The organism is Pseudomonas mucoides, assembly GCF_015461845.1.
Lineage (GTDB): Bacteria > Pseudomonadota > Gammaproteobacteria > Pseudomonadales > Pseudomonadaceae > Aquipseudomonas > Aquipseudomonas mucoides.
Map to the genome: position 1 here is coordinate 99,347 of NZ_JACOPW010000008.1, position 14,386 is coordinate 113,732.

At 59.3% G+C, this 14,386-nt stretch carries 11 protein-coding genes and 1 pseudogene; 1 reads left to right on the top strand and 11 read right to left on the bottom strand.

Annotation, left to right across the window (positions count from 1 at the left end; all coding sequences use genetic code 11):
- Positions 1 to 9: 9 nt before the first annotated feature.
- The 7 genes and pseudogenes from mdoH to H8F22_RS32985 form a co-directional block, all read right to left on the bottom strand.
- Positions 10 to 2,580: a glucans biosynthesis glucosyltransferase MdoH gene (mdoH, locus tag H8F22_RS26590; RefSeq protein ID WP_027922127.1), complete on the bottom strand. Its 2,571-nt coding sequence runs from the start codon at positions 2,578 to 2,580 to the stop codon at positions 10 to 12.
- Positions 2,573 to 4,387, bottom strand: coding sequence for a glucan biosynthesis protein G (locus H8F22_RS26595; protein ID WP_027922128.1), 1,815 nt, complete (start codon positions 4,385 to 4,387; stop codon positions 2,573 to 2,575). The genes mdoH and H8F22_RS26595 overlap by 8 nt, the downstream gene beginning before the upstream one ends.
- Before the next feature lie 321 nt (positions 4,388 to 4,708).
- On the bottom strand, positions 4,709 to 5,146 hold the full coding sequence (gene dtd, locus H8F22_RS26600) for a D-aminoacyl-tRNA deacylase (protein ID WP_059181779.1): 438 nt from the start codon (positions 5,144 to 5,146) through the stop codon (positions 4,709 to 4,711).
- Entirely contained in the window at positions 5,143 to 6,114 is a 972-nt protein-coding gene (gene pip, locus H8F22_RS26605) for a prolyl aminopeptidase (protein ID WP_027922130.1), read from the bottom strand. The genes dtd and pip overlap by 4 nt, the downstream gene beginning before the upstream one ends.
- A 105-nt stretch (positions 6,115 to 6,219) precedes the next feature.
- On the bottom strand, positions 6,220 to 7,137 hold the full coding sequence (locus H8F22_RS26610) for an alpha/beta hydrolase (RefSeq protein WP_027922131.1): 918 nt from the start codon (positions 7,135 to 7,137) through the stop codon (positions 6,220 to 6,222).
- 74 nt (positions 7,138 to 7,211) lie between these two features.
- Positions 7,212 to 8,159, bottom strand: a complete 948-nt coding sequence (locus H8F22_RS26615; RefSeq protein ID WP_027922132.1) for a choline ABC transporter substrate-binding protein — start codon at positions 8,157 to 8,159, stop codon at positions 7,212 to 7,214.
- A gap of 150 nt (positions 8,160 to 8,309) precedes the next feature.
- Positions 8,310 to 8,576 (bottom strand): annotated as a pseudogene (locus H8F22_RS32985) (N-formylglutamate amidohydrolase); the annotation flags it as partial.
- 38 nt (positions 8,577 to 8,614) lie between these two features.
- On the opposite strand from H8F22_RS32985, the gene H8F22_RS26620 reads away from it, so the two are divergent.
- The gene (locus H8F22_RS26620; RefSeq protein ID WP_194940882.1) at positions 8,615 to 9,154 is read left to right on the top strand and encodes a hypothetical protein; all 540 of its coding nucleotides are present in this window, start codon (positions 8,615 to 8,617) and stop codon (positions 9,152 to 9,154) included.
- A 91-nt stretch (positions 9,155 to 9,245) separates the two neighbouring features.
- On the opposite strand, the gene hutG is transcribed toward H8F22_RS26620, so the two are convergent.
- The 4 genes from hutG to hutH form a co-directional block, all read right to left on the bottom strand.
- A complete protein-coding gene (gene hutG / locus H8F22_RS26625) occupies positions 9,246 to 10,046 on the bottom strand; it encodes an N-formylglutamate deformylase (protein WP_059181781.1) in 801 nt (266 codons plus the stop codon).
- 10 nt (positions 10,047 to 10,056) lie between these two features.
- Positions 10,057 to 11,262 (bottom strand): imidazolonepropionase, encoded by a 1,206-nt coding sequence (hutI, locus tag H8F22_RS26630; RefSeq protein WP_027922135.1) that lies wholly within the window; start codon positions 11,260 to 11,262, stop codon positions 10,057 to 10,059.
- A gap of 17 nt (positions 11,263 to 11,279) precedes the next feature.
- A complete protein-coding gene (locus H8F22_RS26635; RefSeq protein WP_059181783.1) occupies positions 11,280 to 12,689 on the bottom strand; it encodes an amino acid permease in 1,410 nt (469 codons plus the stop codon).
- 120 nt (positions 12,690 to 12,809) lie between these two features.
- A complete protein-coding gene (hutH, locus tag H8F22_RS26640) occupies positions 12,810 to 14,342 on the bottom strand; it encodes a histidine ammonia-lyase (protein WP_194940883.1) in 1,533 nt (510 codons plus the stop codon).
- Between the last annotated feature and the right edge of the window lie 44 nt (positions 14,343 to 14,386).

Below are 14,386 nucleotides of genomic sequence, written 5' to 3' on the forward strand. Positions count from 1 at the left end.
GGTTTTCTATTACGCCAACTGAGGCTGTGCGCTCAGCGGTTTGAGCGGCAGCAACGGCGCGTGGGGATCGGCTTTCACCGATTGACGCCAGGCTTGCAGCCATTCGGGGTGACCTTCACTCCAGACCTGCTCATGCAGACGACCCAATGCCACCGGGTCACTCAGCAATTGCACACGCTCATTGTTGTTCAGGCCATCAGGCCCGACCTTCAAGGCGTGACGAACCCGTTCGACACGCAGCCACTCGATTGGCTCGGCCTGACCGTGACGAGAAGTCGCCAGCGAGCACGCCAGGGCGTTCTGCTGCGGATCGACCACCGCCCGGATGAAGCCGTCGTTCAGTGCGTGATAACGGTTTTCGTGGGTGTACTGGTCGGTGGCCAGCAGCGCCTGCGGCGGATTGTATTCCTCAGGGATCAGGAACAGGCTTTCGTCACGGGACTTCAAGCCCAGACCGACACGGCTGGAAATCACCGACACCGGAATCGACAGCATCAACGAACCGACAATCGGCACCAGCCACCACAGGAAGCTCGGGTTCAGCCAGATCACCAGCAAGGCCCAGAAGAAGCCCAGCAAGGTCTGCGGACCGTGGCGCTTGACCGCTTCGCTCCATGGCGTGGAATCGTCGTCACGTTGTGGCGAGTTCCAGGTCGCGGCCCAGCCGAGGAACGCGGCCAGTACGAAACGGGTGTGGAAAATCATCCGCACCGGCGCCAGCAGCATGGAGAACAATACCTCCAGCAGCATCGACATCGTCACCTTGAACTTGCCACCGAACTCTTTCGCACCTTTGGCCCAGATCAGGAGGATGCTCAACAGCTTCGGCAGGAACAGCAGCACGATGGTCGTGGAGAACAGCGCCACAGCCTTGTCCGGGTGCCATTGCGGCCACAGCGGATACAGCTGTCGCGGCTCCATGAAGTATTGCGGTTCCATCAGCGTGTTGACCGCCAGCAGCGCCGTCGACAGCACGAGGAAGAAGAACCACAACGGCGCCGACAGGTAAGACATCACGCCGGTCAGGAACACCGCCCGGTGAACCGGGTGCATGCCCTTGACCAGGAACAGGCGGAAGTTCATCAGGTTACCGTGGCACCAGCGACGGTCACGCTTGAGTTCGTCCAGCAGGTTCGGCGGCAGTTCTTCGTAGCTGCCCGGCAAATCGTAGGCAATCCACACGCCCCAGCCGGCACGGCGCATCAGCGCGGCTTCAACGAAGTCGTGGGACAGGATCGCACCGGCGAATGCGCCTTTACCCGGCAATGGCGCCAGGGCGCAGTGCTCGATGAACGGCTTCATGCGGATAATCGCGTTGTGGCCCCAGTAGTGGGATTCACCCAACTGCCAGAAGTGCAGACCGGCGGTAAACAACGGACCGTACACGCGAGTCGCAAACTGCTGCATCCGTGCATACAAGGTGTCCATGCCCGACGCACGCGGCGCGGTCTGGATGATCCCGGCGTCCGGTGTGGCTTCCATCAAGCGCACCAGGCTGGTCAGGCATTCACCGCTCATCACGGAGTCCGCGTCGAGCACGACCATGTACTTGTAGTCACCGCCCCAACGACGGCAGAAGTCGTCGAGGTTGCCGCTTTTACGTTTCACGCGACGGCGACGGCGGCGATAGAAGATCTTGCCGAAGCCACCGGCTTCGCGGCAGACGTCCAGCCAGGCTTGCTGCTCGGCAACGCAGATGTCGGCGTCGTTACTGTCGCTGAGGACGAAGAAGTCGAAGCGATCCAGGTCACCCGTGGCCGCTACCGATTCAAACGTCGCACGCAGACCGGCAAATACACGCGGCACGTCTTCGTTGCAGATCGGCATCACCAATGCGGTGCGCGCGTCCTTTGGAATCGGCTCATTACCGGCACTTTTACCGGAGATGCGGTATTTATCGTGCCCGGTGAGCAACTCGAGGAAGCCCATCAGCGCGGTCCAGAAACCGGCCGACACCCAGCAGAACAGAATCCCGAACAGGATCAGGATGCTGGTTTGTAATGCGTATGGCAGCACTTGTGTGGCGGTTTGCAGCAGCGGTTGATGCAGCACTTCGTTGAGGTCGACGAACGACCAGCCCTGGTACGGCATGATGCCTTTCATGTACCAGCCGGCGACGATGGTCTGGCCGAGCATCAATACCAGCAGAATGTAGCGACGGATCGAACCCACAGTGCGCCAGCGAGCGGCCGGCAGCACACGTTCATCTTTCGGCGGAGCCGGCGGATTGGTGCGACCGGTCAGGCGGCGCCAGCCACGTACCAGAATGTTGGTGCGCCACGGCTCCGGCACGACTTTGGTCCGACGGATCGGCGGGGTCGCTTTGAGGCAAACCCGACCGCTGGCGTCGACCACCAGCATTTCCGCTTCTTCCAGTTCTTCAGCCGTGTTCAAGGTCAAACGACGGCCCACCGAGGCTTGGGCAGCCTCGGTCGGAGCGTCGAACGTCTGCGACGACAGACGCTGGTGCAATTCGCTGAAGGACTGGCAGCCCGCGAGTTCCGCGCGCTGCTCGTCGGTCATCGGTAGATGCGCCAGATACTCGGCAAGCGTCTCTGGCTGTATTTGAGAATTACTCATCGGCAGACAACTGATAGCTCCAGGTCTCGGTCAGGACTTCTTCAGTCGATGCCGATTCCGGTGTGGCTGGGGCCGCGTCGGCAGCGACTGGCTGCTTGGCGTCTTTATTAGCCTTGTCCTTGGCATCTGCAACCGGCTTGGCATCGGCCTGCTTGGCCTCTGCTTGCTTGGCTTCCTTGTCGGCTTTTTCCTGTTGCTTGGCGGCAACCTTGTCGGCTTTGGCGACAGACGAATTCGAGGCTGGAACCGACGTCTTGGCCAGGTCTGCCGGCACGATGTTCTGAACCAGGGCCGCGCGCATTTCGGTGGCTTTGCTCGCATCCTTGATCTTCATGCGCAGCGTCAGGCGCCAGCCCTTGGTTTCAGGGTTGTAACGCACGCTGTTCTCGACCAGTTCAGCGTTGTCGCCCACGCTGACCTGGCTGCGAACGTCCGCATCCGGTGGCAATGCCGCCAGGGACGGGCCTTCGAAGTCCACCAGATAAGCAACGCTACCGTCCGGCTGACGGATCAGGTTGGACTGTTTAACGTCACCGGTGGAGCGCAGGGTCTGTTTGACCCAGGCACTGTCAGGCGCGTGGATGGAAGCTTCGTCCATGGTCCAGTGCATGCGATAGGCAACATCGAGCGGCTGGCCAGGCTCTGGCAGTTTTTCCGGGTTCCAGAAAGCCACGATATTATCGTTGGTTTCATCGGCGGTCGGAATCTCGACCAGATCCACGGTACCCTTGCCCCAGTCACCCTTCGGCTCGATCCAGGCGCTTGGGCGCTTGTCGTAGCGATCGTCGAGGTCTTCATAGTGGCTGAAATCGCGGCCACGTTGCAGCAGACCGAAACCACGCGGGTTCTCGACCGAGAAGTTGCTCACCGACAGGTGTTTCGGGTTGTTCAACGGACGCCAGATCCATTCGCCGTTGCCGGCATGGATCGCCAGGCCGCTGGAATCGTGCAGCTCACGACGGTAGTTCAGCACTTTCGAAGGCTGGTTGGCGCCGAACAGGTACATGCTGGTCAATGGAGCAATACCCAGCTTGCCGACCTTGTCGCGCAGGAACATCTGCGCCTTGACGTCGACAATGGTGTCGCTGCCCGGACGCAGGGTCAGGCGATAGGCACCTGTCGCACGCGGCGAATCCAGCAACGCGAAAATCACCAGGTGCTTGTCACCCGGCTTCGGCTGTTGAATCCAGAACTCGGTGAAACGCGGGAATTCTTCGCCGGATGGCAATGCGGTATCAATCGCCATACCCCGGGCAGACAAACCATAAACGTGGCCCTTGCCGACGACGCGGAAGTAGCTGGCGCCGAGCATGGTCATGATTTCGTCTTGCTTGTCAGCCTTGTTGATCGGGTACAGCACCCGGAAACCGGCATAACCCAGTTGTTCGGTGGCCTTAGGATCGAACTTCACGTCGCCGAAATCGAAACGACTCGGGTCATATTTGATTTCTTCGACGGAATTAGCCGTGATTTCGTTGATTTTCACCGGTGTATCGAAATGCATACCCTGGTGATAGAACGACAGCTTGAACGGGGTTTTCTGATCCGCCCACTCGGCCTTCTCGGTCAGGAAACGAATTTTCTGATAGTCCGCGAATTTCATCTCGCGGAACTCGGTTGGCAGGTTACTGCGCGGAGCTTCGTATTTTTGCGCGGCCAGCTCTTTTGCCTTGACCGACACATCCTCCAGACTGAATGCCCAAAGCTGGCCGGCGCTGAATAGGCAGAGCAGTGCAGAGCCCGCTACCAGAGCGCTTCGGAACCGTTTGGCAGTCAATTTTGGTGCATTACAGGGACTAACAATCACGAGCAACCCTCGCCGAAAACAGATCAAAAAACCAACGGCCAGTTGAAGGGTTCGCACGGTCAACGGCATGAAAAAACCGACCTTGCAAACCACTCTTGCCAAGTTGGCGAGCATTGTTCCGACTCCGATGGGGCTAAATGATTCCCCAAACGGTTCAGGACAAGTCTCTACCTAAGTCAAAATGGACCAACGAACGCCGATCCCCGTAGCGCGCGATTATCTAGTAGGCCGCGTTACAACGCATCAGGCGCAACAAAGTATTTCTCGCGAAAAACGCCTGTTTACAGTCGAAAAGCTCTTAAAAAGTTGTTTCAAGCGCTTTCAGGTCTGTAACAGGAAGGTTACCGGGCCATCGTTGACCAGGTGCACCTGCATATCCGCGCCGAATCTACCTGATGCCACAGTGCCATGCACCTGTTTCGCTTTGCCTAATAGATAGTCGAAAAGCTCCTCACCCAACGCAGGAGGGGCCGCGGTCGAAAAACTCGGACGCAGCCCGCTTTTAGTGTCAGCAGCCAGGGTGAACTGTGAGACCAGCAGCAACCCGCCACCGACATCCGCCAGGGACAGATTCATCTTGCCCTCAGCGTCGCTGAATACCCGATAGTTAAGCAGCTTATTGAGAAGTTTGTCGGCGCTGGCCCGAGTATCCTCGGGCTCGACGGCGACCAGTACTAGCAACCCTTGGTCGATCGCCCCCACCACTTCCCCCGCGACCTCGACTCGCGCACCCCGTACGCGTTGCAACAACCCCTTCATGCTTCTTCGGGCGGCAGATCGAGCAAGCGGCGCGCCATCTGGCCGGCGGCCCGTACCAACGCATCGGTGATGCCCGGTTCGGCCGCTGCATGGCCGGCGTCACGGATGATCTGCAGCTCACTGTTCGGCCAGTTCTGGTGCAATTCCCAGGCGTTATCCAGCGGGCAAATCACATCGTAGCGACCGTGGATAATTACACCGGGCAAATGGGCAATCTTGCCCATGTCACGGATGAGCTGGTTGGGCTCAAGGAAGGCGTTGTTGGTGAAGTAGTGACATTCGATGCGTGCAATCGACAACGCGCGCTGAGGTTCCGAGAAGCGATCGACCACCAGCGGATTCGGACGCAACGTTGCGGTCCGGCCTTCCCACGTGGACCAGGCCTTGGCCGCATGCATCTGGGCAATCTGGTCGTTGCCGATCAGGCGCTTGTGGAAAGCGCTGAGCAAGTCGTCGCGCTCGTCCAGCGGGATCGGCGCAATGTAGTCCTGCCAGTAATCGGGGAACAGACGGCTGGCGCCTGCCTGGTAGAACCACTCGATTTCCTGCGGACGGCAGAGAAAGATCCCGCGCAGGATCAGGCCGTGGACACGCTCCGGGTGGGTTTGCGCGTAGGCCAGCGCCAGGGTTGAACCCCAGGAGCCGCCAAACAGCACCCATTTGTCGATGCCCAGATGCTTGCGAATTCGCTCAAGGTCGGCGACCAGATCCCAGGTGGTGTTGTTTTCGAGGCTGGCGTGGGGGGTGGAGCGACCGCAACCACGCTGGTCAAAGGTGACAATGCGATACAGGTTTGGATCGAAATACCGACGGCTCTGGGCATCACACCCGGCGCCGGGGCCGCCGTGGATGAACACCACCGGCAAACCTTCCGGTGAACCGCTTTCGTCGACGTAGAGCGTATGGGTGTCATCGACGGCCAGATCGTGCCGGGCGTGGGGTTTGATCTGTGGGTACAAAGTCTGCATTGCGCGCTCCGTAAGGGGTCGAGGTCATCCCTGTGGGGACTTCTATTATTCTGCCGTCCGGCATCATAAACCCGAATTACGTCAATGAGCATGCCCCTTGCTGCGTCAGAGTCTGTCAGCCAAAAACCCGAGCAGCGTTTCATAGAGTTCGTCCACCTCGGCGACCTGGCCGCGCGCGCGCAAACAGCCGTGAACCAGCCCTTCGCCATAGTACAACGTAGTGTCCACGCCAGCGGCTTCCAGTTGTTCGGCGTAGACCACACCGTCATCGCGCAGAGGATCGAATTGCGCGACGGCAATCAAGGCCGGCGGCAGTCCACCGAAATGCCCGGCGAGCAATGGCATGGCATAAGCGCCCGGCTGTCGGCTGCCGCGCAAGTACAAGGCGTGATAGCAATCGACATCGCTGCTGCTGAGTAACGGCGCGTCGATGCATTCGCTGCGCGATGGCGACTGCTGATCGCCGCCCAGGCCCGGATAGATCAGGACCTGCGCAGCGGGCAGTGGTTCGTGGGCATCGCGTAACGCCAGGCACAACGCCGCGGCCAGATTGCCGCCAGCACTGTCCCCCATCACCAGCGTCCGCGCTGGATCAAGTCGGAACGGCCCGGCACGCAACGCGCGCCAGACCTTGAGACAGTCATCGAATCCCGCCGGATATGGATGTTCGGGCGCCAGACGGTAATCAACGGCAATCACCAACACGCCGAGTGTCGAGGCGAGCTCGGCGCAGATGAAGTCGTGGGAATCCAGATCGCCGACCACCCATCCGCCACCGTGCAGATACACGATGCACGGGCACGTATCGGACGATGGCGAGGCGTGTGGCTGATACGACCTGACGGCCACACCGGCCAAATCGAAATCGACGACATAGAGCCCTTCAGGACGCGGCGGGGTAAACGCCTGGCACATCTCGCTGTAGGCCAGGCGCAAACCGGCGAGGCTGGTGTCGGTGCTGTTGAAGCTGACGGTTTTCTCGACGAAGGCCGTCATCTGTTCGGAAAGCAGGTAGGGAGTCATGAGCCAGTGTCAGTCCGTCAGAATTTCGTGAACAGGGCCTTTGTGGCGAGGGGGCACTCGTCATTACCGATGGGTCAGTTTTTCAAACTGGCCTGTACGGTTGCGAGGCCGTCCTTGCCATCAAAACTGGACACGCCCGCCAGCCAGCGCTGCAAATCTTCCGGGTGATCGCGCAACCATTGCCTGGCCACGTCCTGCGGCGTCTTGCGTTCCATGATCGGCACCATCAACTGGCTTTCCTGGGACGCGGTAAACGTCAGGTTTTCCAGCAGACGATTGACGTTCGGGCAACGCTGGGCGTAATCCGGCGCGGTGACGGTGGAAACGGTGGCCGCGCCTTCGTTCGGCCCATACACGTCTTCACTGCCCGTCAGGTAGGCGATCTTCATGTTGATGTTCATCGGGTGCGGCGTCCAGCCGACGAACACCACGAATTCCTTGCGATTCACCGCGCGTTGCACGGCGGCAAGCATGCCGGCCTCACCGGACTCGATCAGTTTGAAATCCTTCAAGCCAAAGTGATTGGTCTCGATCATGGTTTTGATTGTGGTGTTGGCGCCGCTACCCGGCTCGATGCCATAAATCTTGCCACCGAGCTGGTCCTTGAATTTTGCGATATCGGCGAAGGTTTTCAGTCCGGCGGCGGCCACATAGTCCGGCACCGCGAGCGTCGCCTGGGCATCGGCCAGGCTCGGTTTGTCCATGACCTTCACTTGATTGGCGGCCACGAACGGCGCGATGTTTTTGTCCATCGCCGGTTTCCAGTAACCAAGGAAGATGTCGAGCCGCTTGTCGCGGATGCCGGCGAAGATGATTTGCTGCACGGCGCTGGTTTGCTTGCTTTCGTAGCCCAGGCCATTGAGCAGCACATCGGCCATGCCGCTGGTGGCGATGACGTCGGTCCAGTTGACCACGCCCATGCGCACGGCTTTGCAGGAAGCATCGTCACTGGCCAGGACGCTGGTGCTCAAAAGAGCCGTGCCGCAGAGGATTGAGAGACAGCGGGTGAACAGTCTTTTCATCGTGAGAGTCTCGTGCGGCAGATTATTGTGAGGGCCGGTGTCTTCGTGCACCGTGCTCAGCACATTACGCAGCAGCGAGAGGGTAAAAGCGAACTGTGGCGACCGAGATTTGCACGGTGGCGACGGTACTGCCCAGTTCTGCCCCAACTCCCGTTGCACCGCATGGATGTTTTCGGCCGGGTTGCCGTAATGCCGGGTGATGTGGCCGCCCTTGAAACGACCGTTCAGCACATGGCTGTAGTCGCCGTGAGGCGCGCAGATTGCTTCCAGCTGAGTGGCCAAGCGTTGATATTCATTCAGCGAGAGGGTGCAAAAAAAACAAAACAATATAACCAAACAATATAAAAAACTGTCAGAAGTACCAGCAGACAAAAAACCTGAAGAAATATTAAATCGACAAGGTAGCCGTAATTTCACCCTCCTCGAATATAATATTTCAATCCGGGAAATGTATTATGAGCACACCCTCAACCTCACAAATACTTAATGAAGAATTCACTGCCACCATAAAACTCCCAGCTGGAAACTTCGCATTCAAAGCAAACAAGATAAACATAAAAGAGAGCATTGATTCTTCAGGGAGTAAATGCTGGGAGCTACAGGCCTTCCACGATATTTTTAAAGACTTCCCCCCCAAAGCTGGCTTAGCAGGCATCAAAGAGGTTATCGCAATTCACTTATATATCGGAGCAGAGCTCAAGGGAACAAACGAAGCGCTGGTCTCCGCACGCCTCCCGCCCAACGTGATCAAACACAGTGGAAACCTATTCAAGATAGTCGACAGAAACCCTGACAAAGACAATCTGATAGATACGACCGATAACTACCGGGGCATCGAAGGCTCGACAAGTTACGAGTGGGATCAACAGCGAACACGGATCAACGGCACTTTCAATCTTCTGGTAATGGACCACGACAATCCAGGCCCCACTACAGATATCCGAATAATGAATGGAAACTTCAATTTATTAAACAGAGGCCAACATTCTATTTAATTCCAGCTCAATACAGAGGGCGATTTTCCACCATCAAAAATCGCCCCCACCCTTAATCATCCCCTCACTCTGCGCGGGAATGATCGATCAGTCAGCCGTAGTGGTTTTCGCCCCAGGCCAGCAGGCCTTGCAGCAATTCCTTGAGCACCACTTGCGTCGGCTCGGCCAGATCCGGGCGATAGCGGAACGGCTCGAACTCTTCCATGTAGGTGCACTGCCCCAACTCCAGTTGCACCGCATGGATGTTTTCGGCCGGGTTGCCATAATGCCGGGTGATGTGGCCGCCCTTGAAACGACCGTTCAGCACATGGCTGTAGTCGCCGTGACGCGCGCAGATGGCTTCCAGCTGAGTGGCCAACTGCGGATCGCAACTGGCGCCATTGAAGGTGCCAAGATTGAAGTCCGGTAGTTTGCCGTCGAACAGGTGCGGGATGATCGAGCGGATCGAGTGCGCGTCGAACAGCAACGCATAGCCGAACTCGGCTTTCAGTCGCGCCAGCTCGTTTTGCAAGGTCGTGTGATACGGCGTCCAGATCTGCTCCAGATAGGTCGCGCGCTCCTCTTTCGACGGCTCCAGCCCTTCACGGAACAATGGAATGCCGTCGAACAGCGTCGCCGGGTACAGACCGGTGGTCGCGCCGACATACAAAGGCTTGTCGTCGGATGGCCGGTTCAGGTCGATCACGAATCGCGAATACTCGGCTGCCAACGTACTCGCGCCCAACTCTGCAGCAAACGCGTAAAGCTGCGGAATGTGCCAGTCGGTGTCCGGCAGGCTGCGGGCGTCGGGGATCAACCCGGCTTCGACCGCCGGGGTCAGGCGCAGGCCGGCGTGGGGCATGCTGATCAGCAGCGGCACGCGGCCTTGTTTGAAGTTCAGAACCTTATCCACAATTGCTCTCCTAAACGCTTGTCTCGACGCCGTGACGCACGACGCGTTTTTCCAGGTCACCGCCCAGCCAGTACGACAGGTCGGCCGGACGATCGATTTGCCAGGCGACAAAATCCGCGACCTTGCCAGCTTCCAGCGAACCGTGGGTGTCGGCCATGCCCAGCGCGGTGGCGGCATGAATCGTTGCACCGGCCAGTGCTTCTTCCGGGGTCATGCGGAAACAAGTGCAGGCCATGTTCAGCATCAAGCGCAACGACAGCGCCGGCGAGGTGCCGGGGTTGAGGTCGCTGGCGATGGCGATTTTCACCCCGTGCTTGCGCAGGGCTTCCATGGGCGGCAACTGGGTTTCCCGCAGAAAGTAGAACGCGCCCGGCAGCAGCACGGCGACGGTGCCGGACTTGGCCATGGCGATGGCGTCGTCCTCGGTCATGAACTCCAGGTGATCCGCCGACAGTGCGTGATAACGCGCCGCCAGACTCGAACCGTGCAGCGACGACAGTTGTTCGGCGTGCAGCTTCACCGGCAAACCGAGCTCCTGTGCGGTGACGAACACGCGCTCGACCTGCGCCGGCGAGAACGCCAGGTATTCGCAGAAGGCATCCACGGCATCCACCAGCCCTTCGGCGGCCAGGGCCGGGAGCATGTCGGCGCAGATGTGATCGATGTAGTCGTCGGCGCGATCGGCGTATTCCGGCGGCAAGGCGTGAGCGGCCAGGCAGGTGCTGCGCACGCTCACCGGCAGTTCGGCGCCGAGACGGCGGATCACGCGAAGGATTTTGCGTTCGCTGGCCAGGTCGAGGCCGTAGCCGGATTTCATCTCGACGGTGGTCACGCCGTCGCGCATCAAGCTCTTCAGACGCTTGGCGGCACTGGCGAACAGTTCGTCTTCGGTCGCCGCACGAGTAGCGCGCACGGTGCTGGCGATGCCACCACCGGCCGCGGCGATTTCCGCGTAGCTGACGCCTTGCAGACGCTGTTCGAATTCACCGCTGCGGTTACCGCCAAACACCGTGTGGGTATGGCAGTCGATCAGGCCCGGAGTCACCCAGGCCCCTTTAAGATCATTGACTGCCGGGTACTCGCCCGACGGCAGTTCAGCGCGTGGGCCGATCCACTCAATGTGCGCACCTGACGTCACGATGGCCGCATCCTCGATGATCGAGTAGACGCCTTGCGCCATGGTTGCGACGTGGCAGTGTTGCCAGAGAGTTTTCATCCGTGGCCTCCGTTAGGTTATCGATGAGAAAAAGAAGGTTCCCGCTCTACCGGTACTGCCTTCCCTGCCGCCGGTTTTACCCACGTCAGGTAGGCCAGCACCAGCAATACAATCCAGACCACGCCGACGATCAGAGCCGCCTGGGTGTCCGGGAAATAGCCCAGCACGCCGAAAATGAACAGCATGAAGGCAATCGCTGCCATCGGCGCATAGGGCCAGAACGGCACCGGGAATTTCAGTTCGGCGACCTGTTCGCGGCTCATGGAACGACGCATGGCCACCTGGGTGAACAGAATCATCAACCAGACCCAGACTGTTGCGAAGGTGGCAATGGAGGCGATCAACAGAAACACGTTTTCCGGAATCAGGTAGTTGAGCAGCACGCCCAGCAGCAGCGCGGCACTCATGACCACCACGGTCATCCATGGCACACCGTTGCGCGACAAGCGGGCAAAGCCTTTGGGTGCGTGCCCTTGCTGGGCCAGACCGTACATCATGCGGCCCGCCCCGAAGATGTCACTGTTGATCGCCGACACCGCCGCCGAGATCACCACGATATTGAGAATGGTCGCCGCCGAGCTGATCCCCAGATTGTCGAAAATCTGCACGAACGGGCTGCCCTGGCTGCCGATCTGCTGCCATGGAAAAATCGACATCAGTACGAACATCGTCAGCACGTAAAACAGCAGGATACGCAACGGTACGGCATTGATCGCCCGGGGCAGCACGTGCTGCGGGTCTTTGGCTTCGCCGGCCGTCACACCGATGATTTCGATGCCGCCAAACGCAAACATCACCACCGCAAACGAAGCGATCAGGCCGCCCACGCCATTGGGCATGAATCCGCCATGGCTCCAGAGATTGCTGATGTCGGTCGCCTGAGCACCGGGTGCCGTGCTGATGCCGAACAGCATGATGCCAAAGCCGCCAAGGATCATCGCAACGATAGCTGCCACTTTGAGCAGCGACAGCCAGAACTCCATTTCACCGAAGACTTTGACGTTGCACAGGTTCAAGCCGCCGACCACCGAAACGATGCCCAGCACCCAGATCCAGCGGGCGACTTCCGGAAACCAGAAGCCCATGTAAATACCGAACGCGGTGACGTCGGCCATGCCGACGATGACCATTTCAAACGCGTAGGTCCAACCGAGGATGAAGCCCGCCATCGGCCCCAGATAGGTGCTGGCGTAGTGGCCAAAAGAGCCGGCCACCGGATTGTGCACCGCCATCTCGCCGAGGGCGCGCATGACCATGAACACCGCCGCGCCACCAATCAGGTATGCGAGCAGTACCGCAGGCCCGGCCATTTGAATGGCCGAGGCAGAACCGTAAAACAGCCCGGTGCCGATCGCCGATCCCAGTGCCATGAAGCGAATATGTCGGGCAGAGAGCCCGCGTTTCAAACCTTTTGCTGGCTGTTGCATTTCTCGTCCTTAATTATTCTTATTCGACTCAAAATCGTATCGCGAGCAGGCTCGCTCCCACAGGGGTTGTGTGAACACTGGAGATCCACTGTGGGAGCGGGCTTGCTCGCGAAGAGGCCATTACAGGCTAGGCAGCAACTTCACCGACAACAGCTCGTTCAGGCAACGCGTTGCCAACAACTCGGTCGCGGCATTGATGTCCGGTGCAAAGAAGCGATCCTTCTCATAGAACGGCACTTCTTTACGCAAGATGGCACGCGCCTTTTCCAGTTTCGCCGAAGTCTTCAAACCATTGCGCAAGTCCAGGCCCTGAGCCGCCGCCAGCCATTCCACCGCCAGCACGCCACGGGTGTTTTCAGCCATTTCCCACAGACGCTTGCCTGCCGCCGGAGCCATGGACACGTGGTCTTCCTGGTTCGCCGAAGTCGGCAGGCTGTCCACCGAATGCGGATGCGCCAAGGCCTTGTTCTCACTGGCCAGTGCCGCCGCCGTCACCTGAGCGATCATGAACCCGGAGTTCACGCCACCGTTAGCCACCAGGAACGGGGGCAGTTGCGACATGTGTTTGTCCATCATCAGCGAGATACGACGTTCGCTCAGGGAACCGATTTCAGCGATGGCCAACGCCATGTTGTCGGCGGCCATGGCCACCGGTTCGGCGTGGAAGTTACCGCCGGAAATCACATCACCTTCAGCAGCGAATACCAGCGGGTTATCCGACACGGCGTTGGCTTCGATCGCCAACACTTCGGCAGCCTGACGGAACTGGGTCAGGCAGGCGCCCATGACTTGTGGCTGGCAGCGCAGGGAGTACGGGTCCTGGACCTTTTCGCAGTTTTCATGCGAGTCGGACACTTCGCTGCGCTCGCCCAGCAGATCACGGTAAGCGGCAGCGGCGTCGATCTGGCCTTTCTGGCCACGGGCAGCGTGGATGCGTGCGTCGAACGGCGAGCGCGAGCCCAATACCGCTTCAACGGTCAGCGCGCCCAGCGCGACAGCGCCAGCGAACAGGTCTTCACCCTCGAACAGACCGCGCAAGGCGTAAGCAGTCGATACCTGAGTGCCGTTCAGCAGCGCCAGGCCTTCTTTTGCGGCCAGGGTCAGCGGGGTCAGGCCAGCGATTTTCAGCGCTTCGGTGGCTTCCATCCATTCGCCCTTGTAGCGCGCCTTGCCTTCGCCCAGCAGCACCAGCGACATGTGCGCCAGAGGCGCCAAATCGCCGGAAGCACCGACCGAACCTTTCAATGGAATGTGCGGGTAAACCTCGGCGTTGATCAGGGCGATCAGCGCGTCGATGACCACGCGACGAATCCCGGAAAAACCACGGCTCAGGCTGTTGACCTTGAGCACCATGACCAGGCGTACCAGCGCGTCGCTGATCGGCTCGCCGACACCGGCGGCGTGGGACAAAACGAGCGAGCACTGGAGGTTTTCCAGGTCTTCGCTGGCGATACGGGTCGAGGCCAGCAAGCCGAAACCGGTGTTGATGCCATAAGCGGTGCGGTTCTCGGCGAGGATCTGTTCCACGCAGGCCACGCTGGCTTCGATCTGGGCCGAGGCGCTGTTGTCGAGGGTGATTTTGACCGGTTGCTGATAAACATCACGCAGTTGGGCAAGGCTCAGTTGGCCGGGAATCAAATTAAGCGCAGTCACATCATTCTCCTTTTGAGAGTTTTTATTAACTCACCAGACGCTCC

Coding starts and splice junctions, on each gene's coding strand:
- mdoH (WP_027922127.1), bottom strand. CDS start 2,580: ATGAGTAATTCTCAAATACAGCCAGAGACGCTTGCCGAGTATCTGGCG.
- dtd (WP_059181779.1), bottom strand. CDS start 5,146: ATGAAGGGGTTGTTGCAACGCGTACGGGGTGCGCGAGTCGAGGTCGCG.
- pip (WP_027922130.1), bottom strand. CDS start 6,114: ATGCAGACTTTGTACCCACAGATCAAACCCCACGCCCGGCACGATCTG.
- H8F22_RS26610 (WP_027922131.1), bottom strand. CDS start 7,137: ATGACTCCCTACCTGCTTTCCGAACAGATGACGGCCTTCGTCGAGAAA.
- H8F22_RS26615 (WP_027922132.1), bottom strand. CDS start 8,159: ATGAAAAGACTGTTCACCCGCTGTCTCTCAATCCTCTGCGGCACGGCT.
- H8F22_RS26620 (WP_194940882.1), top strand. CDS start 8,615: ATGAGCACACCCTCAACCTCACAAATACTTAATGAAGAATTCACTGCC.
- hutI (WP_027922135.1), bottom strand. CDS start 11,262: ATGAAAACTCTCTGGCAACACTGCCACGTCGCAACCATGGCGCAAGGC.
- H8F22_RS26635 (WP_059181783.1), bottom strand. CDS start 12,689: ATGCAACAGCCAGCAAAAGGTTTGAAACGCGGGCTCTCTGCCCGACAT.